The 22,057-nt window shown below is 74.4% G+C and carries 21 protein-coding genes; 10 read left to right on the plus strand and 11 right to left on the minus strand.

All coding sequences use genetic code 11. The annotated features are described in order from the left end of the window. Positions 1–22: 22 nt before the first annotated feature. The gene (locus tag ATJ88_RS10965) at positions 23–1,411 is read right to left on the minus strand and encodes a dipeptidase (RefSeq protein ID WP_098463856.1); all 1,389 of its coding nucleotides are present in this window, start codon (positions 1,409–1,411) and stop codon (positions 23–25) included. Positions 1,412–1,467: 56 nt separating this feature from the next. Between ATJ88_RS10965 and ATJ88_RS10970 the strand changes: the two genes are divergently transcribed. Beyond that, on the plus strand, positions 1,468–2,124 hold the full coding sequence (locus ATJ88_RS10970) for a DUF3043 domain-containing protein (RefSeq protein WP_098465287.1): 657 nt from the start codon (positions 1,468–1,470) through the stop codon (positions 2,122–2,124). Positions 2,125–2,173: 49 nt separating this feature from the next. Beyond that, the gene (locus ATJ88_RS10975; RefSeq protein WP_098463857.1) at positions 2,174–3,187 is read left to right on the plus strand and encodes an aldo/keto reductase family protein; all 1,014 of its coding nucleotides are present in this window, start codon (positions 2,174–2,176) and stop codon (positions 3,185–3,187) included. A 65-nt stretch (positions 3,188–3,252) separates the two neighbouring features. On the opposite strand, the gene yczE is transcribed toward ATJ88_RS10975, so the two are convergent. Beyond that, entirely contained in the window at positions 3,253–4,176 is a 924-nt protein-coding gene (gene yczE / locus ATJ88_RS19120) for a membrane protein YczE (protein WP_342744846.1), read from the minus strand. A gap of 60 nt (positions 4,177–4,236) precedes the next feature. Here yczE and yczR point away from each other — a divergent pair, with 60 nt between their 5' ends. Then, entirely contained in the window at positions 4,237–5,673 is a 1,437-nt protein-coding gene (gene yczR, locus ATJ88_RS10985; RefSeq protein WP_098463858.1) for a MocR-like transcription factor YczR, read from the plus strand. A gap of 2 nt (positions 5,674–5,675) precedes the next feature. Here yczR and ATJ88_RS10990 read toward each other — a convergent pair whose 3' ends face one another. The 4 genes from ATJ88_RS10990 to ATJ88_RS11005 are packed head-to-tail and all read right to left on the minus strand — an operon-like array spanning position 5,676 to position 7,760. After that, on the minus strand, positions 5,676–5,885 hold the full coding sequence (locus tag ATJ88_RS10990; RefSeq protein ID WP_098463859.1) for a hypothetical protein: 210 nt from the start codon (positions 5,883–5,885) through the stop codon (positions 5,676–5,678). After that, positions 5,882–6,961, minus strand: a complete 1,080-nt coding sequence (locus ATJ88_RS10995) for a quinone-dependent dihydroorotate dehydrogenase (RefSeq protein ID WP_098463860.1) — start codon at positions 6,959–6,961, stop codon at positions 5,882–5,884. Before ATJ88_RS10995 ends, ATJ88_RS10990 begins: the two co-directional genes overlap by 4 nt. After that, positions 6,958–7,404, minus strand: coding sequence for a hypothetical protein (locus tag ATJ88_RS11000; RefSeq protein ID WP_098463861.1), 447 nt, complete (start codon positions 7,402–7,404; stop codon positions 6,958–6,960). The genes ATJ88_RS10995 and ATJ88_RS11000 overlap by 4 nt, the downstream gene beginning before the upstream one ends. Further along, positions 7,401–7,760, minus strand: coding sequence for a hypothetical protein (locus ATJ88_RS11005; protein WP_098463862.1), 360 nt, complete (start codon positions 7,758–7,760; stop codon positions 7,401–7,403). The genes ATJ88_RS11000 and ATJ88_RS11005 overlap by 4 nt, the downstream gene beginning before the upstream one ends. Positions 7,761–7,822: 62 nt before the next feature. Between ATJ88_RS11005 and ATJ88_RS11010 the strand changes: the two genes are divergently transcribed. Then, complete coding sequence (locus ATJ88_RS11010) at positions 7,823–9,322, plus strand: leucyl aminopeptidase (RefSeq protein ID WP_098463863.1); 1,500 nt, start codon at positions 7,823–7,825, stop codon at positions 9,320–9,322. Between the two features lie 138 nt (positions 9,323–9,460). Here the strand turns inward: ATJ88_RS11010 and ATJ88_RS11015 are convergent, their stop codons facing one another. Continuing rightward, a complete protein-coding gene (locus tag ATJ88_RS11015) occupies positions 9,461–9,829 on the minus strand; it encodes an oxidoreductase (protein WP_098463864.1) in 369 nt (122 codons plus the stop codon). A 276-nt stretch (positions 9,830–10,105) separates the two neighbouring features. Between ATJ88_RS11015 and sucB the strand changes: the two genes are divergently transcribed. After that, the gene (gene sucB / locus ATJ88_RS11020) at positions 10,106–11,875 is read left to right on the plus strand and encodes a 2-oxoglutarate dehydrogenase, E2 component, dihydrolipoamide succinyltransferase (RefSeq protein ID WP_098463865.1); all 1,770 of its coding nucleotides are present in this window, start codon (positions 10,106–10,108) and stop codon (positions 11,873–11,875) included. 142 nt (positions 11,876–12,017) lie between these two features. Here the strand turns inward: sucB and ATJ88_RS18345 are convergent, their stop codons facing one another. From ATJ88_RS18345 to ATJ88_RS11035, 3 genes are all read right to left on the minus strand, one after another. Next, positions 12,018–13,313 (minus strand): protein kinase family protein, encoded by a 1,296-nt coding sequence (locus tag ATJ88_RS18345; protein ID WP_170023602.1) that lies wholly within the window; start codon positions 13,311–13,313, stop codon positions 12,018–12,020. Between the two features lie 91 nt (positions 13,314–13,404). Next, on the minus strand, positions 13,405–14,502 hold the full coding sequence (locus ATJ88_RS11030; protein ID WP_098463867.1) for a Gfo/Idh/MocA family protein: 1,098 nt from the start codon (positions 14,500–14,502) through the stop codon (positions 13,405–13,407). 52 nt (positions 14,503–14,554) lie between these two features. Continuing rightward, positions 14,555–16,831 (minus strand): MMPL family transporter, encoded by a 2,277-nt coding sequence (locus ATJ88_RS11035; RefSeq protein ID WP_098465288.1) that lies wholly within the window; start codon positions 16,829–16,831, stop codon positions 14,555–14,557. Between the two features lie 36 nt (positions 16,832–16,867). On the opposite strand from ATJ88_RS11035, the gene ATJ88_RS11040 reads away from it, so the two are divergent. The 4 genes from ATJ88_RS11040 (at position 16,868) to ATJ88_RS11055 (ending at position 19,939) form a co-directional block, all read left to right on the plus strand. Then, positions 16,868–17,377 (plus strand): MarR family winged helix-turn-helix transcriptional regulator, encoded by a 510-nt coding sequence (locus ATJ88_RS11040; RefSeq protein ID WP_098463868.1) that lies wholly within the window; start codon positions 16,868–16,870, stop codon positions 17,375–17,377. Positions 17,378–17,386: 9 nt separating this feature from the next. Beyond that, positions 17,387–18,127 (plus strand): lipoyl(octanoyl) transferase LipB, encoded by a 741-nt coding sequence (gene lipB / locus ATJ88_RS11045; protein WP_098463869.1) that lies wholly within the window; start codon positions 17,387–17,389, stop codon positions 18,125–18,127. A gap of 61 nt (positions 18,128–18,188) precedes the next feature. Beyond that, positions 18,189–19,199 carry a lipoyl synthase gene (gene lipA / locus ATJ88_RS11050; RefSeq protein WP_098463870.1) on the plus strand — a complete coding sequence of 337 codons (1,011 nt, stop codon included), beginning with the start codon at positions 18,189–18,191 and terminating at the stop codon, positions 19,197–19,199. An 11-nt stretch (positions 19,200–19,210) separates the two neighbouring features. Next, positions 19,211–19,939 (plus strand): DUF4191 domain-containing protein, encoded by a 729-nt coding sequence (locus ATJ88_RS11055; protein ID WP_098463871.1) that lies wholly within the window; start codon positions 19,211–19,213, stop codon positions 19,937–19,939. Positions 19,940–19,986: 47 nt separating this feature from the next. Here the strand turns inward: ATJ88_RS11055 and ATJ88_RS11060 are convergent, their stop codons facing one another. Then, positions 19,987–20,433, minus strand: coding sequence for an RDD family protein (locus ATJ88_RS11060; protein WP_098465289.1), 447 nt, complete (start codon positions 20,431–20,433; stop codon positions 19,987–19,989). Positions 20,434–20,568: 135 nt separating this feature from the next. Between ATJ88_RS11060 and glnA the strand changes: the two genes are divergently transcribed. Continuing rightward, complete coding sequence (gene glnA / locus ATJ88_RS11065; RefSeq protein WP_098463872.1) at positions 20,569–21,993, plus strand: type I glutamate--ammonia ligase; 1,425 nt, start codon at positions 20,569–20,571, stop codon at positions 21,991–21,993. Positions 21,994–22,057 lie beyond the last annotated feature (64 nt).

A 22,057-nucleotide genomic window follows, 5' to 3' on the forward strand; every position in this document is an offset into this window, starting at 1 on the left:
CCGGACGGTTCGCGCGCCGACGTCAGACCGAGGCGGGGCGCCCGATCTCGCGCAGCAGCAGCGCCTCGGCGAGGACGACCTTGCGCAGCTCGCCCAGGTGGACGGACTCGTTGGCGCCGTGGGCGCGGGAGTCCGGGTCCTCGACGCCGGTGACGAGCACCGCGGCGTCCGGGTAGGACTCCAGCAGGTCGGCGATGAACGGGATCGAGCCGCCCACGCCGATGTCGACCGGGTCGGTGCCCCACGCCGCCGCGAACGCGGCGCGCGCCGCCTGCATCGCGGCCGAGTCGGCGGGCGCACCGAACGGCTTGCCGTGCTCGTGGGGCGTCCACGTCACGCGCGCACCGAACGGCGCGTGCGCCTCCAGGTGGGCGCGCAGGGCGTCGTCGGCGGCCTGCGGGTCCTGGCCCGGCGGGATCCGCAGCGAGAGCTTCGCCGAGGCGCGCGGCGCGATCGTGTTCGACGCGTGCGCGACGCTGGTCGCGTCGATGCCGATGACGGCCAGCGCCGGCTTGGTCCACAGCCGCCCGGCGAGGCTGCCCTCGCCGGACAGCCTGACGCCGTCCAGCACCGAGGAGTCGGCGCGGAAGTCGGCCTCCGCGTAGTCGACCTCGGGCTCCGGGCCCGTCACCAGACCGTCGACCGCCACGTTGCCGACCTCGTCGTGCAGGGTCGCCACCAGCCGCGCCAGCAGCGTGTTCGCGTCCAGCAGCGGACCCCCGAACATCCCGGAGTGCACGGCGTGGCCGAGCGCCTCGACGGTCACGACGCCGTCGACCAGCCCGCGCAGCGACGTCGTCAGCGCGGGCACCCCGACCTTCCAGTTCGTGGAGTCCGCGACGACGATGACGTCCGCGGCGAGCAGCTCGTGGTGGTCGGCCAGGAAGCGGGAGAAGCTCGGCGAGCCGGACTCCTCCTCCCCCTCGACGAACACCGTCACGCCGACGCCCGGGTCGGCGTCGGCCGCCGCCAGGACGCGCAGCGCCCCGACGTGCGCCATGACGCCCGCCTTGTCGTCCGCCGCGCCGCGGCCGAACAGGCGCTCGCCGACCTGCGTCGGGGTGAACGGGTCCGTGTCCCAGGTCGTCGCGTCGCCGGGCGGCTGGACGTCGTGGTGGGCGTAGAGCAGGACGGTCGGCGCGCCCGGCGCCGCGGGGCGACGGGCCACGACGGCCGGCGCGCCGGGCGTGCCGTCGGGACGCGGCGAGCGCAGGACCTGCACCTCGGGCAGCCCGGCGCCCCGCAGGAGTTCGGCGACGGCCTCGGCGCTGGCCGCGACGTGCGTCTGGTCGAAGGCCGCGGCCGACACGCTCGGGATGCGCACCAGCGCCTCGAGGTCGGCCTGGACGGCGGGGAAGTGCGCGTCGACGTGGTCCCGCAGGGCGGCCACGTCCGGGTCGGTGTGCTTCACGCCCCCACGCTAACCCGGCGTTCCCGGGCACTCGCGCGCTCGACTACCCTGGTGTGGTGTTCTCCCGCAAGCGCGACATCGCCGAGGCGTCCTCCTCCAGCACGCCCGACACCGCCGTCGACCCCGTCAAGGCCGCCGCCGACCTCGAGCTCGCGGGCCGCCCCGCGACCAAGGGCCGCCCGACGCCGAAGCGGAGCGAGGCCGAGGCGCGCAACAAGCGCCCCCTCGTGCCGAACGACCGCAAGGCCGCCCGCAAGGCGTCCCGGGAGAAGATGCGCGAGGAGCGCAACCGCGAGTACGTCGCGATGCAGACCGGCGACGAGCGGCACCTGCCCGCCCGTGACAAGGGTCCGGTGCGCCGCTACGTGCGCGACCACGTGGACGCCCGCTGGAACCTCGGCGAGTTCTTCCTGCCGGTGGCGTTCGTCTTCATCTTCCTCAACATCCTCGTCATGCAGAACCCGACGCTCAGCGCCCTGGTGCTCGTCGCGCTGTACGCGGTGGTGCTGGTGACCCTGCTCGACGCGACGATCATGTGGCAGCGCCTCAAGCGCCGCCTGCGCGACAAGTTCGGCTCCGTCGACGCGAGCGGCGCGAAGGTGTACGACGTACCGCGCGGCACGATGATGTACGCCGTCATGCGCGCCTTCCAGATCCGTCGATCGCGCCTGCCCAAGCCGATGCACAAGAAGCACGGCGTCTGGCCGGAGTGACGGCACGGCCCGGGCAGGAGGACCTCCCGGGCCGACATAGGCTGGTGCCATGGTCAACTACCGTTACCTCGGCAACAGCGGTCTCAAGATCTCGGAGATCACCTACGGCAACTGGCTCACCCACGGTTCGCAGGTCGAGAACGACGTCGCGACGCAGTGCGTGCACGCCGCCCTCGACGCCGGCATCACGTCCTTCGACACCGCCGACGTCTACGCCAACACCAAGGCGGAGCAGGTCCTCGGCGACGCGCTGAAGGGCCAGCGCCGCGAGTCCCTCGAGATCTTCACGAAGGTCTACTGGCCGACCGGCCCCGGCGGCCCCAACGACACGGGCCTGTCCCGCAAGCACGTCATGGAGTCCATCAACGGCTCCCTGCAGCGCCTCGGCACCGACTACGTCGACCTCTACCAGGCGCACCGGTACGACGTCGAGACGCCGCTCGAGGAGACGATGCAGGCGTTCGCCGACATCGTCCGCCAGGGCAAGGCGCTCTACATCGGCGTCAGCGAGTGGACCGCCGACCAGATCCGCGCGGGTGCGGCCCTGGCGAAGGAGCTCGGCTTCCAGCTCATCAGCTCCCAGCCGCAGTACTCGATGCTGTGGCGCGTCATCGAGGACGAGGTCGTCCCGACGTCGGCCGAGCTCGGCCTGTCGCAGATCGTCTGGTCACCCTTGGCCCAGGGCGTCCTGTCCGGCAAGTACGTGCCCGGCAAGGAGCTCCCCGCGGGCTCCCGCGCCACCGACACCAAGGGCGGCGCCCGCATGATCGAGCGGTTCATGCGCGACGAGGTCCTCGAGCGCGTCCAGGGCCTGCGCCCCGTCGCCGACGAGCTCGGCCTGTCCATGGCCCAGCTCTCGGTCGCGTGGGTGCTGCAGAACGACAACGTCGCGGCCGCGCTGGTCGGCGCGTCGCGGCCCGAACAGGTCGCGGAGAACGTCAAGGCCTCGGGCGTGACGATCCCCGCCGAGCTCATGGCGAAGATCGACGAGGTGCTCGGCGACGTCGTCGAGCGCGACGCAGGCAAGACCCTCGAGGGCATGCCCAAGACGCGCGTCGCCTGACGACGCCCGTCCCGACCGGCCCGGTCGCCGCACCCGCGGCGGCCGGGCCGTCGTCGTCCCCGCGCTCAGGCGCCGTGCTCGGCCCGGACCACGTCGAGGGCTCGGGCGATCTCCGCCGCCCGCCGGGCGACCCGGTCCGGGGCGTCGGCGTCGGGGCGGGGCAGGTCGGCGCCGGAGGCCCCGGGGACGTCGCCCTGCTGCCGGGTCGTCGTCCGCGGCGACGGCGCGGCTCCCGCGGCCCTGGGGGGTCGCGCGGCCGTCAGCGAGCCCGAGGGCACGAGCAGCCGGGAGCGGACCGCGAGCTGCACCACGGGCCCGACCCCGAGCGCGAAAGCGACCGTCGCCCAGCCGACGGTGCCCCCGAGCGCCCAGCCGGCCGCGACGACCGCGACCTCGATGCCGGTCTTGACGAGGCGGACCGACCAGCCGGTGCGGGCGACGACGCCGGTGAGGAGGCCGTCGCGCGGGCCGGGGCCGAGGTGCGCACCGACGTACGCGGCGGTCGCGACGCCGTTGAGGACGATCGCGCCGGCGGCGAGCGCGACGGCGCCGGCGGGCCCGGGGTGCGGCGCCACCGCCTCCAGGAGGCGCAGGAACGGCTCGATCGTCAGGGAGATGACGGCGACGTTGGCGAGCGTGCCGACGCCGGGACGCTGCCGCAACGGGATCCACGCGGCGAGCACGAGCACCGAGGAGGCGGCGACGACCACGCCCAGGGACCAGCCGGTCGTGCGGGCGAGGCCCTGGTGCAGCACGTCCCAGGGCATGGCGCCCTGCCCGGCGTGCAGGAGCATCGCCATCGAGGCGGTGAAGGCGAGCAGGCCGAGCAGGAGCTGCACGCCGCGGCGCACCGGACCGGCGGCCGTCGTCGCCCCCGGGGTCGTGGCCGGCGTGGTCGTGGCCGGCGCCGAGGGAACGGCAGGGGCGATCGGGAAGGGGGCCTCCGCCGGGTCGCAGGACCCGGACACGGGCACCGTGGTCGTCGTCATGGCCCCATCCTGCGGAGGATTGGCCTCGTCATCCATAGCCAATCGTGGGAGAGTGGCCCGGTGACGATCACGACCCCGGCCCGGGCGACCGCCGTCCGGCACCTGTCGGCCCCCGCCACCGCACGGCTCCTGGGTTCCTGGCGGGCCACCGGCCCCGCCTACGCGTCCCTGGCCGACGCCCTGCGGGCCGCCGTCCTGGCGGGCTCCCTGCCCGCGCTCACCCGGCTGCCGAGCGAGCGCGACCTCGCGAGCGCCCTGCACGTCTCCCGCACCACCACGTCCGCCGCCTACGCCCGGCTGCGCGAGCTCGGGTTCGCCACGAGCCACGTCGGGTCCGGCACGGTCACCGTGCTCCCCCGGGGCGGCCGCCACGCGGGGAGCACCCGTCCGTCCGCCGGCGACGCCCCCGTCACCGACCTCGCCGACGAGCACGCCGTCGACCTCGCCCAGGCGACCCCCGACGCGGTCGACGCCCTCCACGGCGCCTACGCGCGCGCCCTGGAGGCCCTGCCCGCCTACCTCGGCACCGGCGGCTACGCGCACCTCGGCCTCGACACGCTGCGGCGGGCCGTCGCCCGCCGGTACTCCGCCCGCGGCGTGCCGACCACCGCCGACCAGGTCCTCGTCACCACGGGCGCCCAGCAGGCGCTCGCCGTGCTCGCCACCACCCTGGTCCGGCGCGGCGAGACCGCCGTCGTGGAGTCGCCCACCTACTTCCACGGCATCGAGGTGCTGCAGCGCGCCGGGGCACGCGTGGTCGGCGTGCCGCCGGGCGACGTGGAGTCGCTGGAGTCCGCGGTGCGGGCCACCGGCGCGCGGCTCGTCTACCTCGTGCCGGACCACCACAACCCCACCGGGACGTCCCTCGACCACGACGCCCGCCGCGCCGTCGCCGACCTCGCCGCCCGGCTCGACGTCACCGTCGTCGGCGACGAGACGCTCACGGACCTCGACCTCGACGGCGTGGGTCCGTTGCCGCCGCTGGCCGGGCCGGGCACGCACCCGCGGCTCGTCAGCGTCGGGTCGGCCTCCAAGTCGTTCTGGGGCGGTCTGCGCGTCGGGTGGGTGCGGGCGGACCGGCAGCTCGTGCACCGGCTCGGCGCCGCCCGGCAGGTGCTCGACATCGCCACACCGGTGCTGGAACAGCTCGCCGTGGCCGAGCTCCTCGAGGTGGAGCACGAGATCCTGCCCGGTCGCCGGGCCGCCCTGCGCGCGCGGCGCGACCTCCTCGTCGACGAGGTGCGGGAACGGTTCCCGGACTGGGACGTCCCGCGACCGTCCGGCGGGCTCTGCCTGTGGGTCGGGCTGGGCCGGCCCGTGGCCCAGCCGCTCGCGGCCGCCGCCGTCGCCGAGGGCCTCCAGCTCTCCCCCGGTCCCCGGTTCACGCCCGACGGGACCGCGAAGGACCGCGTCCGCCTCACCTACACCCGGTCCCCCGCCGTCCTGGCGGACGCCGTGGACCGGCTGGAACGCGCGTGGCGGCGGGTCACCGGTTGACGCTACGGCGCGCGGAACACGATCGTCGGGGTGACCTGCTGTCCCTCGCCCAGGAGCCGCGCCTGCGCGGCACCCGCCGCCCGCAGGCTCCGCCAGTGCTCACCGAGCCACTGCTCGGCGTCGAACTGGGTGGTGAACACCGGGCTCAGCGACGCGTCCAGCCGCACGCCCTCGTCGGTCTCCAGCGCCCACTCCCAGCGGGGCCGGATCACGCGATGCTCCCCGCGCTGATCGAGCCGGCGGACCGCGTCAGCGCCCGGTTGATGCGCGACGGCCACAACGGGCCCTCGTAGACGAACGACGTGTAACCCTGCACCAGGTCCGCGCCGGCCCGCAGGTACCCGCGCACGTCGTCGGCCGTGCGCACCCCGCCCACGCCGATGACGACCGGGTCCGGGCCCAGGCGATCGCGCAGCCGGCGCACCACCTGCACGCCGCGCGGCAGCAGCATCGGCCCGGACAGCCCGCCCGGGCCGAGGTCGTGGCCGATGGTCGTGTTGACCGCGACCACGCCGTCGAGCCCCAGCTCGAGCGCCAGGTCGGCGACCGCGTCGACGTCCTCGTCCGCCAGGTCGGGCGCGATCTTCACCAGCAGCGGGGTGCGTCGCACCCCCGCCGCGGCGGTCGCGGCGTCCGCGGCCTCGCGCGCCGCCGACAGGATCGGCCGCAGCTCCTCGGTGGTCTGCAGGTCGCGCAGGCCCGGCGTGTTCGGGGACGACACGTTGACGACCAGGTAGTCGGCGTGCGGGGCCAGGAGCCGCGCGCACGCCGCGTAGTCGGACGCGGCGTCGGCGGCCGACGTCGTCTTGTTCTTGCCGATGTTGACGCCGACGACGGCGGCCCGGCCCGCCGGGGTACGGCGCAGCGCACGCAGCCGCTCCGCCATCTCCGCGGCGCCGTCGTTGTTGAAGCCCATCCGGTTGCGCACCCCGCGCAGGTCGAGCTCCCGCCACATGCGCGGCGTCTCGTTGCCGGGCTGCGGCCGCGGCGTCACCGTGCCGACCTCGACGAACCCGAACCCGAGCATCGTCAGGCCGCGCACCGCCCGGGCGTTCTTGTCGAAACCGCCCGCGAGACCGAACGGCGCCGGCACCGTGCGCCCGAACACCTCGACGCTGCCCGGACCGCCCGCGCCCCGACCCAGGTACGGGGCGAGCGCACCCTGGACGACGTCGCGCAGCACCGGCACCCGACCCGCGGTCTCGATCGCCCGGAACGCCAGCTCGTGCGCCCGTTCCGGGTCCATGCCCTTGAAGACGGCGTCGAACAGCAGGGAGTACGGGGTCATCGGTCCTCCGTGGATCGGGACGGCACGGGAGCGTCGGGGTTCCGGGGCCGAGTGTGCCAGAGCCACCAGAGCCCGACGAAGGGCAGGACGAACGGCACGTACCCGTAGCCCTGCCCCAGGTGCGACCACACCGTCGCCTCGGGGAACAGCTCGGGGTGCCAGAAGGACAGGGTGCCCACGACGACCACCCCGACGGCCTCCACCACGACCGCGACCCATGCGGTCCGCCGCCACGCGGGCCGTGCCCCCAGCGCCAGGGCGAGGGTGGCCACCACGTACACCGCGGCGGCGAGCAGCGACAGCAGGTACGCCAGGGGCGCCTCGTCCAGCTTGGTGGTCACCTGGTAGAGCGACCGGCCGAGCGCCGCGAACGCCAGCACCCCGTACACCGTGACGAGCAGGCGACCGAAGCCCTGCCCCGTCGACACCGCGCGTCCCGTCATGCGCCACCCTCCCAGATGATCCAGAGCCGCCACTGCAGGAACGCGACCGTCAGCGCCGCCACCAGCAGCACGACCGACGACCAGCGGGTCCGCTCCGCGAACGCCCATGCCGCCGCGATCGGCAGCAGCAGCGCCGACGTCAGCAGGTACCCCCAGAACAGCGGGCCGTCGACCGCGTGCCCGCCGGCCTGCAGAACGCCCGCGACCACCGCCTGCACCAGCAGCACGGCCTCGACGGCGGCGGCGCCGAACAGCTGGCGCAGCACCACGGCCCGGTCACGCAGGACGAACCACGCCGCCCACCCGGCGAGCGCGACGCACAACGCCAGCGCGAGGACGTAGAGGGGAAGCACCACGCCCGCAGACTACCGGGCGCGCGCGACGGCCCGACCCACCGGGCCGCGTTAGCCTGTGGTGCGTGGCTGACCTCACCCTGACTGCGAAGAACCCCGCCCGCATCGCCGCCGACGCCCTCGTCGTCGGGACGTGCCTCACGTCCGACGGCGTCGCCGTCGTCGCCGACCAGCTCCCCGCACCCCTGGTGGAGCAGATCGAGACCCTCGCCCCCCGGCTCGGCGTCACCGGCGCCCGCCAGGAGATCCGCACCCTGCCCGCCGGCCCGGACGTCGCCGCCGACGTCCTCGTCCTGACCGGCCTCGGCGAGCGCGAGCCCGACGGCACCTTCGACCGCGAGGTGCTGCGCGAGTCCGCCGGCGCCGCGGTGCGCTCGCTCGCCGGCTCCGCCTCCGTCGTCGTCGCGCTCCCCGCCGTGGACGAGGCCGAGCTGGGCGCCGTCGTCGAGGGCGCCCTCTACGGCGCCTACGCCTACACCACCTACCGGGACGCGAAGGCCGCCGCCAAGCAGGCGCCCGTCGGCACCCTCCAGGTGGCGACGACGTTCGCGCGCTCCGCCGCCGCGAAGGCCGCCGTCGAGCGTGCCGAGATCCTCGCCGCGGCCGTGCACGGCACCCGCGACCTCGTCAACACCGCCCCGAACGACCTCTACCCGGCCTCGTTCGCCGACGCCGCCAAGACCGCCGTCAAGGAGCTCGGCGCCAAGGGCGTGAAGGTGACGGTCCTGGACGACAAGCAGCTCGCCGCGGGCGGCTACGGCGGCCTCACGGGCGTCGGCCAGGGCTCCGCCCGCGGCCCCCGCCTGGTCAAGGTCGCCTACACGCCCGCGAAGGCCACCTCGAAGGTCGCGCTCGTCGGCAAGGGCATCACCTTCGACACCGGCGGCATCTCGATCAAGCCCGCGGCCGGCATGGACGCCATGAAGTCCGACATGGCCGGCGCCGCCGCCGTCCTGCACACGGTCGTGGCCGCCGCGCGCCTGGGCCTGCCCGTCGCCGTCACCGGCTACCTCTGCCTCGCCGAGAACATGCCCGGCGGCAACGCGCAGCGCCCCGGCGACGTCGTCGCGATCCGCGGCGGCAAGACCGTCGAGATCCTCAACACCGACGCCGAGGGCCGTCTCGTCATGGCCGACGGTCTCGTGTCCGCCGTCGAGGACGGCCACGACGTCGTCCTCGACATCGCCACGCTGACCGGCGCCCAGATGGTCGCGCTCGGCCGCCGCGTGTCGGGCGTCATGGGCTCCGACGACGTGCGCGACCAGGTCAAGGCCGCCGCCGACACCGTGGGCGAGCAGTTCTGGCCGATGCCGCTGCCCGACGAGCTGGCCGAGGGCCTCAAGTCGAAGGTCGCCGACATCGCGAACGTCGGGGAGCGCTGGGGCGGCATGCTCGCCGCCGGCATCTTCCTGCGCTCGTTCGTCGGTGACACCCCGTGGGCCCACCTCGACATCGCCGGCCCGGCGTTCAACGAGAAGGGCGCCTACGGCTACACGCCCGCGGGCGGCACGGGCACCGGTGTGCGCACCATGCTCGGGTTCCTCGAGAGCCGCGCCGGGGTCTGACGGCCTGGACCCGGCCGGCGGCGCCGGTCGGATCCGTGCCCGGACCGGGCCCCGGTCCTCGCGACGCGACGTCCGCACGCCCCCCACGGGGCGGTCCCCTCGGGGGGACGACGCGCCCGGCGACCGGGGCTCGTCGCGTCAGCGGCGGGTGGCGCGCCTCTTCTGCTCGGCGCGCTGGGCGGTGTTCCAGTCGCGCATGCGCTGGGGGTAGCCCGTGAAGCGGACGTTGTAGACGGGGATGCCGAGCGAGCGTGCGACCTCGAAGCCGGTCCGCTCGTCGGGGACCCGGCGTCGCGTCCACTCCCCCGTGGTCGCCACCAGCAGGACCGTGGCGGGCGTCTGCGCGTTGGGCGGCTCCACGTAGGCCTCGACGCCGACGCGGGAGGACACGAACTCCTGCAGGTGCGCGACGGCCGCGCTCCTGCCCCCGCCGGTCGCGGCGGGGGTCGCCGTCGACGACGGTGCGGGGCGGCCGAGCAGTCGGTCCAGGGCTGACCTCAGGGACATGTCGAGAGACTACCGCCGTGTCCCGGCGGTGAGCACGGTCACCGACGTTCTGACGACGACAGGCACGACCGCCAGCAAATCGTCCCGTACCGGGCACTGTGTACCGAGCATCACATTTCTCGGAGGGGGACCTCGATTGGGGCGGGGCACCAGGAAGTGACAAGATGACTCGGAGTGACCCAGGAAAGCGGCAACCCACACCCATCGGCCGACCACAGAGGTCGGCCGGTCACGGCACGTCGCCTGACCCACTGATCGAAGGAGACTCCACAGGTCATGTCTGAGAACGTGCAGCTGCCTGCACTCGGCGAGTCCGTCACCGAGGGCACCGTCACCCGCTGGCTCAAGTCGGTCGGTGACACCGTCGAGGTCGACGAGCCCTTGCTCGAGGTCTCCACCGACAAGGTCGACACGGAGATCCCGTCCCCGGTCGCCGGTGTGCTCGAGCAGATCCTCGCGGAGGAGGACGAGACCGTCGAGGTCGGTGCCGTGCTGGCCGTCATCGGCGACGGCTCCGGCGCCGGCTCCGCGGGTGCCGCCGAGCAGTCCGCCCCCGCCGAGCCCGAGGCCCCCGCCGAGCCCGAGGCCCCCGCCGAGCCCGAGCAGTCCGCCCCCGCCGAGGCCACCCCGGCCGAGGCGCCCGCCGCCGAGTCCGCCCCGGCGTCGTCCGGCCCCGCCGAGGGCACCGAGGTGACCCTCCCGGCGCTCGGCGAGTCCGTCACCGAGGGCACCGTCACCCGCTGGCTCAAGGAGGTCGGTGACGAGGTCGCCGTCGACGAGCCGCTCCTGGAGGTCTCCACCGACAAGGTGGACACCGAGGTGCCGTCCCCCGTGGCGGGCACCCTCCTGGAGGTGCGCGCCGCCGAGGACGAGACCGTCGAGGTCGGCGCCGTCCTGGCGATCATCGGCTCGGGCTCCGCGCCCGCGCCGGCGAAGACCGAGGAGAAGCCGGCTCCCGCCCCGGAGCCCGTCGGCGTCCCGGAGCCCGCCCCGGCCCCCGCCGCCGAGGAGAAGGCGCCCGCGCCCGCCCCGGCGAAGGAGTCGTCGCCCGCACCGGCGCCCGCCTCCGCGCCTGCCGCCCCGGCGCCGGCCGCGGAGTCCGCCCCGGCTGCCGGCCGTGGCTCCTACCTGACCCCGCTCGTGCGCAAGCTCGCCGCGGAGAAGGGTGTCGACGTCTCGACCCTCCAGGGCACCGGCGTCGGTGGTCGCGTCCGCAAGGAGGACGTGCTCGCCGCGGCCGAGAAGGCCGCCGCCCCGGCTCCCGCCGCTGCCGCCCCCGCGGCCCCGGCGCCGAAGAAGGCCTCGGTCCCCGAGGTCTCCCCGCTGCGCGGCACGACCGAGAAGATGTCGCGTCTGCGCAAGGTCGTCGCCGAGCGCATGCTCGAGGCGATGCAGACCCAGGCCCAGCTCACCACCGTGGTCGAGGTCGACGTCACCAAGGTCGCGAAGCTCCGCGCCCGGGCGAAGGCGGACTTCAAGGCGCGCGAGGGTGCGAACCTCACGTTCCTGCCGTTCTACACGCTGGCCGCCGTCGAGGCGCTCAAGGCCTTCCCGAAGGTCAACGCGTCGATCGACACCGACAAGGGCGAGATCACGTACCACTCCTCGGAGAACATCGGCCTCGCGGTCGACACCGAGCGTGGCCTGATCGTGCCGGTCATCAAGAACGCCGGTGACCTCAACCTGGCGGGCATCGCCCGCCAGATCGGCGACCTCGCCTCGCGCACGCGGGACAACAAGGTCGGCCCGGACGACCTGAGCGGCGCCACCTTCACCATCACCAACACCGGTTCGGGCGGGGCGCTCATCGACACCCCGATCGTCCCGGTCGGCCAGGTCGCGATCCTCGGCACCGGCACGATCACGAAGAAGCCCGTCGTGGTCACCGGTCCGGACGGTGAGGAGACCATCGCGATCCGTCAGATGGCGTACCTCTTCCTGTCGTACGACCACCGCCTGGTCGACGGCGCGGACGCCGCGCGCTTCCTCGCCGCGGTCAAGAACCGCATCGAGGAGGGCGCGTTCGAGGCCGAGCTCGGCCTCTGACGCCTCGCACGTCCCGCAGGGCGGGCACCCGCCACCCCGGTCCACGGACCGTCGGTGGCCGGGTGCCCGCCCTGCGGCGTCCCCGGCCCCGGTCGGTCCGTCCGGGCCGCGGGACGGGCTGGGACGGGGTGGGACGGGATCCTCAGCCGACGTCCGTGACCCGCCAGCCCGCGTCGGTCCAGGTCAGGTGGAGGACGGCGGTGCGCCGTGGACCGGCGGGCACCCGTGTCGTCGTGCCGTCCGCCGCGACCTGGTCGTGCGCCTCGACGACGTAGTCCACGCGCACCACGGCGGTCCCGGGCGGGGCATCCTGCTCGACCCGGGTCCCGTGCAGCGTGACGACCGGGTCGAGCACCCGCACCCCGCTCCCGACGGCGTCGGCGAGGAGCGCCGTGGTCTCGGTCTCGGCGGGCGACCCGGCGAGCACGAGGTCCCGCACGTCGCCGTCGCCCGCGAGCAGCGCGACCCGACGCAGGGTCAGGGCCTCGGCGGCGCCACCCGGGTCGGCGGGGTCGCGCACGGCCTGCGCGCCGGGCCCACCCGTCGCGGCCGAGGTCGCGGACGATCCCGTTCCCTCGGCGGCGGGCGCCGTGCCAGGACCGGTGAGGTGCAGCCCGACGGCGACGAGCAGGCCGACCACCACGACGACGCCGCCCGCCCCGACGAGCACCCGCCCCCGGTCGGTGGGGGCGGGGCCGCGTCCGGCCCGCGTGGCCGCCCTGCGGCGCGCCGTCCGGCCGGCGGGGGACGCCGGTCGCCCACGGGCCGCCCGACGAGCCCGCCGGTGCCGCACCCCGGCGCGCCCGGGGACGTCGGCCCTCCGGGCCGCGGGGCGTCCCAGCGCGGCGGCGGCGAGCGTGGCCGGTTCGGGCACCCGGACCGGCCGCGGCGGCACCGCGTCGTGCACGCGGGCCGCGAAGGTCCCGGCCTCGGGTCGCACCCGCGGCTCCGGCGCCAGGGCGGGAGCGAGCGCGGCACGCAGCGCCACGAGCTCGTCGCCGTCGCCGTCCGCGGTGAGCCCGGCGACGAGACCGGCGAGCGCGTGCACGTCGTCCGCCTCCTGCCACCGCTCCCCCGGCGGGTCGAGGCGGGGTCGCATCCGCGGGCGGCCCTCGGCGTCGACCACGACGTCCGCGGCGGTGAGCGGGCCGTGCACCAGCCCGGCGTCGTGCAGCGCGGCCAGCCCCTGGGCGAGCGTCACGAGGACGCCGGCGGCCTCGTCGGGCGCGCAGCGGCCCCGCACGGTCAGGAGGGTCGCCATGTCGGTGACGACTCCCCCGGCCCGACGCACGCGCAGCGAGCCGTCCGGGTCGGCGCGGGCGGGGCCGACGGGTTCGACCCCGTCGTGGTCGACGGCGGCGAGCCGCGTCAGCCGGTCGAGGAGCGCCTCGCGGGCGGCGGCGTCGGCGGGGACGGTGAGGACGACGTCGGTGCGCACGGCACCCATCGAACACCGCCGGGCCCCTGGCGCGCTCCGGCCGTCCACAGGCCCCCGGTGGCGGGTGCCGCGGGGCCGGCCGCCGACCGGGTCAGAGGTCGACGCGGCGGCCGTCTCGCGCCGACGCCCTCGCGGCGTCCAGCACCTCGGCCGTACGCACGGCGTCGGCGGGGTCGACGGGCGCGGGGGTGCGGCCGGCCAGCCACGGTCCGAGCTCACGGTAGAAGTCGGCGTGCCCGCCGGGCGCGACGGGCACCGGCTCACGGTCGCGGCCCCGGGTGAGCCAGCCGAGCGTCCCGGTCGGTGCGGCGTCGTCGAACACCTCCAGCGGGGAGGCGTCCTGCTCGAACGTCGTCACGAGGTAGGCGCCGGCGGTGCCCAGGACGCGGGTCCGTGGCCCCGGGGCCCCCACGACCGACCCCGCCCAGAGGCGCGAGACGACGGCGTGCGGGGAGGCCGCGACGCCGCCGCCGGGCTCGTGGGTGAGCACGAGGAAGACGTCGTCCTCCGTGGGGGTGGTCAGGGCGCGGGTCTGCGCCCACACGCTCGTGACCGGACCGAACAGGCGGGTCGCGGAGTCCACGAGGTGCGGCCCGAGGTCGAGCAGGAGCCCGCCGCCGGCGCGGTCGTTCTCCTTCCACCGCTTGCGGGGCACCGGGCGCCAACGCTCCCAGCGGCGCTCGAACGTGTGCACGTCCCCCAGGCCGCCCTGTTCCAGCAGCGCGGTCAGGGTGAGCTGCTCGGGGTCCCAGCGACGGTTGTGGAACACCGTGAACGGGGTGCCCGTGGCGGCTGCCTCGGCGACCACCGCCCGCGCCTCGTGCGCGTCCACGCCGATGGGCTTGTCGAGCACGAACGGCACCCCCGCCCGGGCCAGCGCGGCGGCCTGCTCGGCGTGCAGCGCGGTCGGGCTGGCCACGACGACGAGGTCGTAGGTCGCCCGCGCCGCCAGCAGGGAGTCGAGGTCGGGGTGCAGGCGCGCGCCGGGCCAGTCCCCCGCCGCCTGGGTGCGCCGACCGGGGTCACGGGTGACCACGGCCGTGACGGGCACCCCGGCCTCCGCCGCGAGCCGGGCGTGGATCTCCCGCCCGGCGCCGCCGTACCCGACGATCGCGACCCGTGGCGGGCGCGGCGGTGCCGCGTCCGCGGTCTGCTCGTCCGTCGTCTCGTTGCCCGTCTGCTGCGCCATGGGCTCCATGGTGCCCGACGGGCCGCAGGACGGCCCCTCGGGACACCGGGCCTCAGCGGTGCCGCGCGACCCCGCGGGCGAGCCGGGACGGCCACCACACGCGGTCGCCGACGTCGTGGACGAGCGCCGGGACGAGCAGGCTGCGCACCACGAGCGTGTCGACCAGCACGCCGAACGCGACGATGAACGCGAGCTGCGCGAGGAAGAGCAGCGGGATGACGCCGAGCGCCGCGAACGTGGCGGCCAGGACGACGCCCGCGGACGTGATGACGGAGCCCGTGACGGCGAGACCGCGCAGCACCCCGGCCCGCGTGCCGTGCACCAGGGACTCCTCACGGACGCGGGTCATGAGGAAGATCGAGTAGTCGACGCCGAGCGCCACGAGGAAGCAGAACGCGTAGAGCGGCACGGCAGGGTCGGCGCCCGGGAAGCCGAAGACGTGCTCGAACAGGATCGCGGCGACACCGAGCGCGGCACCGAAGGACAGCACGTTCGCCGCCATGAGCAGGACCGCGGCGAGGACGGAGCGCAGCAGGAGCACGAGGATCACGAGGATCACCGCCAGGACGACCGGCACGATGACGCGCAGGTCGCGCTGCCCGGCGAGCTGGGTGTCGAGGCGCTCGGCGGCGGCCCCGCCGATCAGCGTGTCGGGCGAGACGTCGTGGACGGACGCGCGCAGGGCCTCGACGGTCTCGACGGCGGCCTGGCTGTCCGACGGCGCCTCGGTGGTGACGTCGACGCGCACGCGGTCGTCGACGACGAGCGGCTCGCCCTGGGCGGGCGCCCCCGGCGCCGCGGCGGGCTGGTCGGTGACGGGCGTGGCGGCGGCGACGCCGTCGGTGCCCTCGGCGGCCGCGACGACGGCGTCGAGGTCCTCGGCGGGCGCGATGACGACCGCCGGCTGGGCGGAGACACCCTCGAAGTGCGCCGTGAGGACCTCCTCGCCGTCGACCGAGTCGACCTGCGTGAGGAAGACGTCGGAGTCGCCGGTGCCGTTCGCGTCGAGCGTCGGGACGAACGCGGCCGCGGCGGCGAGGACGAGGGCGGTGACGATCCAGGTGGCACGGTCGTGGCGGCCGACGAACGACGCGACGCGGGACCAGACGCCGTGCCCCGCGACGTCGACGGAGTCGTCGGTGCCGGTCGTCGGGGCGGCGGGCGCGGCCTCGGCGTCACCGGTGCCGGCGGCGGCCTCGACGGGGCGCGGGACCCGCGGCCAGAACACCCAGCGGGCGCGGCGGCCGCCGATGAGCAGCAGGGCGGGCAGGAGCGTGAACGCGGCGACGAACGCCGCGACGATGCCGATGGCCGCGACGGGGCCGAGGGAGCGGTTCGAGGACAGGTCGGACAGCAGCAGGCACAGCAGGCCGGCGACGACGGTGCCCGCGCTGGCCGCGATCGGCTCCCAGGACGCCTTGATCGCGCGACGCATGGCCGTCCACGGCGACGCGAGCGCCGTCAGCTCCTCGCGGTAGCGGGCGACGACGAGCAGCGCGTAGTCGACGGAGGCCCCGACCACGAGGATCGACAGGATGCCCTGCGACTGTCCGTTGAGGGTCAGTGTGCCGTTGGCGGCGAGGTGGTAGACGACCAGCCCGGCGAGGCAGAGCGCGAGCACGGCGTTGATGATGACCATGAACGGCAGGACGGGCGAGCGGTAGACGAGCCCGAGGATGACGAGGACGGCGCCGAGCGCGACGAGCAGCAGGACGGTGTCGATGGCACCGAAGGCGCCGGTGAGATCCGCGATGAAGCCGGCCGGGCCGGTGACCCAGGCCTGGAGCCCGGTGTCCGCGAGACCGCCGTCGGCCGCGGGGGCCTCGACGAGGTCGCGCAGCGCCTGGATGGACAGCCCGGCGACGCTGGACTCGTCCGCGCCGACGTCCTCGCTCGCGAGGTCGGCGTCGAGGGAGACGACGACGAGGGCCGCCTCGCCGTCCTGCGAGGGCACGACGACGGGGTCGGCGACGCTGGCGTCCCCGACGGTGCGGGGCTCGTCGCCGGAGGTGCCCTCCAGGGGGGCGTCGGGCAGGGCGTCGGCGTAGGCCTGCACGGCGGCGAGGTCGTCGCCGTCGAGGCTGCCGCCGTCGGCTCGTTCCACGACGACGAGCGCCGGGAGGGTCTCGGAGTCGGTGAACTCGGCGGCGAGCTCGGCGGCGCGCGTGGACTCGGCGCTCTCGGGCAGGAACGCGGCGGCCTCGTTGGTCTGGACGCTGCTCAGGTTGCCCTGGGCCTGACCACCGAGCGCGCCGACCGCGAGCCACACGCCGATGGCTGCCAGAATGACCAGACCACGGACGACACCCGTCCACCTATTCCTCAGCATGCTGAGTATGATGACCGACAGGAGGAACGCACGCAAGTGACCGACGCCCCGCGCTGGCCCGGCGACGCCGCACCGGCACCCACGAGCGAGGATCCCGCCCACTGGCCGACGGGCAGGCTCCTCTTCACGGTCGCGCGCCGGATCGAGCGCGAGTGGAACGCCCACCTCGCCGGGTGGGACCTCAACCACGCCGGCTTCCCCGTCCTCCTGCACCTGCTCGGCGGGCCCCGCACCCAGCGCGAGCTCGCCGACCTCAACGGCGTCACCGAGCAGACCATGAGCCGGATCGTGGCCCGCCTGGAACGGTCCGGCTACGTCACGCGCGACGACGACCCGCGCGACCGCCGCCGCCGCGCCGTCACCCTCGCCGACGCCGGACGCGCCGCCGCGATGGAGGCCGGCCGCTACCGACCCGCCGAGGACCTCGCCTCCCGCGGCCTCGACGACGACCAGGTCACCGAGCTGCGCACGCTCCTCGTCGCCATGGTCCGCGCCGGACGCGAGACCCCACAGACCCCCGACGGCGCCGTCCCGCCCGAGGGCTAGGCTGGCGCGATGGACGTGCGCAGACTGCCCGGTCTCACCGACTACCACGAGGCGTGGGCGCTCCAGCGCGACGTCCACGAGGCCGTGCGCACCGGCGCCGCCGAGGACACCCTGCTGCTCGTCGAGCACACCGACGTCTACACCGCCGGGCGCCGCACCCGCCGCGACGAGCGTCCCGACGACGGCACGCCGGTCGTCGACGTCGACCGCGGCGGCAAGATCACCTGGCACGGGCCCGGCCAGCAGGTCGTCTACCCGATCGTCCGCCTCGCCGAGCCCGTCGACGTCGTCGACTACGTCCGCGCGCTGGAGGAGGCGGTCATGGCCACCTGCGCCCGGCTCGGGCTCGACACCGTGCGCGTCGAGGGCCGCAGCGGCGTGTGGCTGCCCGCCGACCCCGGCGACACCGCCGCGGGCCGCCTTCCCCGGCGCGAGCGCAAGGTGTGCGCCATCGGCGTCCGCGTCGCCAAGGGCGTCACGATGCACGGCCTCGCCCTCAACTGCGCGGTCGACCTCGACCGGTTCGGGCACATCGTGCCGTGCGGCATCACCGACGCCGACGTCACCTCCTTGAGCGCCGAGCTCGGCCGCACCGTCACGCCCGCCGACGTCGCGGACGACCTGGTCGCCGACCTGGAGCGCGCCCTCGCCACCCGGACCGCGCCCCGCGACCCCGGCACCGGTGTTGCCGACGTCACGTCCGACGACCGGGAAGCCCGACCCCAGGGTGAACCTGCTCACGTAGGCTGACCAGGTCCGGCCGGGTCGCTCGACCCGCCCGGCGACCACCCGCTCGACGACGGAGAGAGCCGTGACGATCGCACCCGAGGGCCGCCGCATGCTGCGCATCGAGGCCCGCAACGCCACCACCCCGATCGAGAAGAAGCCCGAGTGGATCAAGACCCGGGCGGTGATGGGCCCCGAGTACCGGGAGCTCAAGGGCCTGGTGAAGGGCGGTGGCCTGCACACCGTGTGCGAGGAGGCGGGCTGCCCCAACATCTTCGAGTGCTGGGAGGACCGCGAGGCCACGTTCCTCATCGGCGGCGACCAGTGCACCCGCCGCTGCGACTTCTGCCAGATCGACACCGGCAAGCCCGCGGACTTCGACGCCGACGAGCCGCGGCGCGTCGCCGAGTCCGTCCAGCAGATGGGCCTGAAGTACTCCACCGTCACCGGCGTCGCCCGCGACGACCTGCCCGACGGCGGCGCCTGGCTGTACGCGGAGACGGTCCGCCAGATCCACGCCCTCAACCCTGGCACCGGCGTCGAGCTCCTCATCCCGGACTTCAACGCCATCCCGGAGCTGCTCGACCAGGTCAACGAGTCGCGGCCCGAGGTCATGGCGCACAACGTGGAGACCGTGCCGCGCATCTTCAAGCAGATCCGGCCCGCGTTCCGCTACGACCGGTCGCTGTCCGTCCTGACCCGCGCCCGCGAGGCCGGGCTCGTCACCAAGTCGAACCTCATCCTCGGCATGGGCGAGACCATCGACGAGGTCAAGCAGGCGCTCGTCGACCTGCGCGACGCCGGGTGCGACCTCATCACCATCACCCAGTACCTGCGCCCCTCGCTGCGCCACCATCCCGTCGAGCGGTGGGTCCGCCCCGAGGAGTTCGTCGAGCTCAGCGAGTTCGCGGAGTCCACCGGGTTCCTCGGCGTCATGGCCGGGCCGCTCGTGCGGTCCTCCTACCGCGCCGGGCGCCTGTGGGGCCAGGCGATGACGAAGCGCGGCCAGGCCGTGCCCGCCGCGCTCGCGCACCTCACCGAACCGACCACCTCGCGCCAGGAGGCGGCGAGCCTCGTCGCCCCCCGCGCCCAGTAGAATCAGGCACCATGGCCCGCACCAAGTCCGACGCCGGCGAGCCGGCGTCCACCCCGAAGCAGAAGAAGCCCAAGAAGCAGCGCTGGTACCACCAGGTGTGGTCCGCCTACCAGATGACCCGGCGGCAGGACCCGCTCATCACCTGGGTGATGCTCGCGGTGTTCTGCGGGGTCCTGGCGGTCGCGCTCCTCATCGGCTTCCTCACCGGCCACCCGATCTACGCCACGGTCGTCGGCCTGCCGTTCGCGCTGCTCGCCGCGATGTTCATCCTCACCCGCCGCGCCGAGCGCGCCGCGTACACGCAGATCGAGGGGCAGCCGGGCGCCGTCCGCGCCGCTCTCGGCACCGTGCGCGGCGGCTGGACGTTCGACGACGAGCCCGTCGCGGTGAACCGGCACCAGGACCTCGTGTTCCGCGGCGTCGGTCGCCCCGGCGTCGTCCTCGTCTCCGAGGGCCCGTCGTACCGGGTGCAGCGCATGCTCGACGACGAGCGCCGCCGCACCGCGCGCGTGCTGCAGAACGTGCCCGTCGCCACCATCCAGGTGGGCAATGAGGACGGCCAGGTGCCGCTGCCCAAGGTGGCGCGCCAGGTCCAGAAGATGAAGAAGCAGCTGACCAGCGCCGAGGCCGGCGAGGTCGGCAAGCGCCTCAAGGCGCTCGGCGGCGTGCGGCTGCCCGTGCCCAAGGGCGTCGACCCGATGAAGGCGCGCCCCGACCGCAAGGGCATGCGCGGGCGCTGAGCCCGCGCGGCACGGCCTCGGGGATCACGACCTGGCGGCCGGGACGGTCATCGACGCACGATGACGGTCCCGGCCGCCTTGTCGTGCAGCCCGCGACCGTCCGTGTCCCACACGACGGCGGGGATGACGAGGCACAGCAGCAGCGCCCGCACGGCGCTGCGGCCCAGCCCCACGAGGTGCGGGACGGACACGTCGAGGCGCCGGACCTGCAGCCGCAGCAGCGCGTGACCGAGGGTCGAGCCGACCGTCCCGACGAGGATCAGGTTCATGACGGCGAAGATGCCGAGCGTCGCCCAGGAGTCGAGGTCGAAGAACGCGTAGCTGATGGCGCTGGCCGCCGCCCAGTCGACGCACAGGGCCACCACGCGGCGCCCCAGACCCGCCCGCGAACCCGGTCCCGAGGCCGGCAGACCGAGGCTGTCCCGGTCCGTCGTCTCACCTGTCGGGACGTCGGGACCGCTCAGCCAGGACCCGAATTCTCTGCGTGTGGCCATGTTCCCCAGGGTACGCGGGGCCATCAGGGTCTACGTAACGTGGACGAAACTTCCGAGCCACGCGGGGGTAACGGTACGGTCCTAGCGTCATGGTCGCCGAGCCACGTGACCCCTTCCCCATCAAGGAGCGCATGCATGTTCACCAATGCCGAGGAGGCAATCGCCTTCACCCGTAACGAAGGGGTGGAGTTCATCGACATCCGGTTCATCGACCTGCCGGGCGTCATGCAGCACTTCAACATCCCCGTCGACCAGTTCTCGGAGGACTCCTTCACCGAGGGCCTCATGTTCGACGGCTCCTCGATCCGTGGCTTCCAGGCGATCCACGAGTCGGACATGAAGCTGGTCCCGGACGTCAAGACCGCCTTCATCGACCCGTTCCGCAAGCGCAAGACGCTCGTCATGAACTTCTCGATCGTGGACCCGTTCACGGACGAGCCGTACTCCCGCGACCCGCGCAACATCGCCGCCAAGGCCGAGGCCTACCTCGCCTCCACCGGCATCGCGGACACCGCGTTCTTCGCCCCCGAGGCCGAGTTCTACGTCTTCGACGAGGCGCGCTTCGAGACCAACTCGCACTCCTCGTTCTACTCCATCGACTCCGTCGAGGCGGCGTGGAACACCGGTCGTGAGGAGGAGGGCGGCAACAAGGCGTACAAGACGCGCTACAAGGGCGGCTACTTCCCCACCTCCCCGTCGGACCGCTTCGCGGACCTCCGCGACGACATGGTCGCCACCCTCGGCGAGGTCGGCCTGAGCGTCGAGCGCGCGCACCACGAGGTGGGCACCGCCGGCCAGCAGGAGATCAACTACCGCTTCAACACGCTGCTGCACGCGGCCGACGACCTGATGAAGTTCAAGTACGTCATCAAGAACGTCGGCTTCAACGCCGGCAAGTCGGTCACGTTCATGCCGAAGCCGATCTTCGGCGACAACGGCTCGGGCATGCACTCCCACCAGTCCCTGTGGCTGAACGGCGAGCCGCTGTTCTACGACGAGAAGGGCTACGGCGGCCTCTCGGACATCGCCCGCTGGTACATCGGCGGTCTGCTCAAGCACGCCCCCTCGCTGCTGGCCTTCACCAACCCGTCGGTGAACTCCTACCACCGCCTGGTCCCCGGCTACGAGGCCCCGGTCAACCTGGTCTACTCGGCCCGCAACCGCTCCGCCTGCATCCGCATCCCGATCACGGGCAACTCCCCGAAGGCGAAGCGCGTCGAGTTCCGCGTGCCCGACCCCTCGGCCAACCCGTACCTGGCCTTCTCGGCCCAGCTCCTCGCGGGCATCGACGGCATCAAGAACCGCATCGAGCCCCCGGCGCCGGTCGACAAGGACCTGTACGAGCTGCCCCCCGAGGAGCACGCGCAGATCGCCCAGGTGCCGTCCTCGCTCGGCGAGACCCTCGACACCCTCGAGGCCGACCACGAGTACCTGACCCAGGGTGACGTCTTCACCGAGGACCTCATCGCCACCTGGATCGACTACAAGCGCACCAACGAGATCGACCCCGTGCGTCTGCGCCCGCACCCCCACGAGTTCGAGCTCTACTACGACATCTGATCGGTGGCCCTCCTGAGGGCCTGCTGAGTCGTCACGAACGGCGGCCGTCCTGCACTCGTGTGCA

The sequence above is a fragment of the Isoptericola jiangsuensis genome, assembly GCF_002563715.1.
Taxonomy (GTDB): Bacteria; Actinomycetota; Actinomycetes; order Actinomycetales; family Cellulomonadaceae; genus Isoptericola; species Isoptericola jiangsuensis.

What these genes read in the sequence shown, in the direction of transcription:
- ATJ88_RS10975 (WP_098463857.1), top strand. Translation starts at nt 2,174, where the DNA reads ATGGTCAACTACCGTTACCTCGGCAACAGCGGTCTCAAGATCTCGGAG.
- yczE (WP_342744846.1), bottom strand. Translation starts at nt 4,176, where the DNA reads ATGACGACGACCACGGTGCCCGTGTCCGGGTCCTGCGACCCGGCGGAG.
- ATJ88_RS10995 (WP_098463860.1), bottom strand. Translation starts at nt 6,961, where the DNA reads ATGACCCCGTACTCCCTGCTGTTCGACGCCGTCTTCAAGGGCATGGAC.
- ATJ88_RS11000 (WP_098463861.1), bottom strand. Translation starts at nt 7,404, where the DNA reads ATGACGGGACGCGCGGTGTCGACGGGGCAGGGCTTCGGTCGCCTGCTC.
- ATJ88_RS11015 (WP_098463864.1), bottom strand. Translation starts at nt 9,829, where the DNA reads ATGTCCCTGAGGTCAGCCCTGGACCGACTGCTCGGCCGCCCCGCACCG.
- sucB (WP_098463865.1), top strand. Translation starts at nt 10,106, where the DNA reads ATGTCTGAGAACGTGCAGCTGCCTGCACTCGGCGAGTCCGTCACCGAG.
- ATJ88_RS11030 (WP_098463867.1), bottom strand. Translation starts at nt 14,502, where the DNA reads ATGGCGCAGCAGACGGGCAACGAGACGACGGACGAGCAGACCGCGGAC.
- ATJ88_RS11035 (WP_098465288.1), bottom strand. Translation starts at nt 16,831, where the DNA reads ATGCTGAGGAATAGGTGGACGGGTGTCGTCCGTGGTCTGGTCATTCTG.
- lipB (WP_098463869.1), top strand. Translation starts at nt 17,387, where the DNA reads ATGGACGTGCGCAGACTGCCCGGTCTCACCGACTACCACGAGGCGTGG.
- ATJ88_RS11055 (WP_098463871.1), top strand. Translation starts at nt 19,211, where the DNA reads ATGGCCCGCACCAAGTCCGACGCCGGCGAGCCGGCGTCCACCCCGAAG.
- ATJ88_RS11060 (WP_098465289.1), bottom strand. Translation starts at nt 20,433, where the DNA reads ATGGCCACACGCAGAGAATTCGGGTCCTGGCTGAGCGGTCCCGACGTC.
- glnA (WP_098463872.1), top strand. Translation starts at nt 20,569, where the DNA reads ATGTTCACCAATGCCGAGGAGGCAATCGCCTTCACCCGTAACGAAGGG.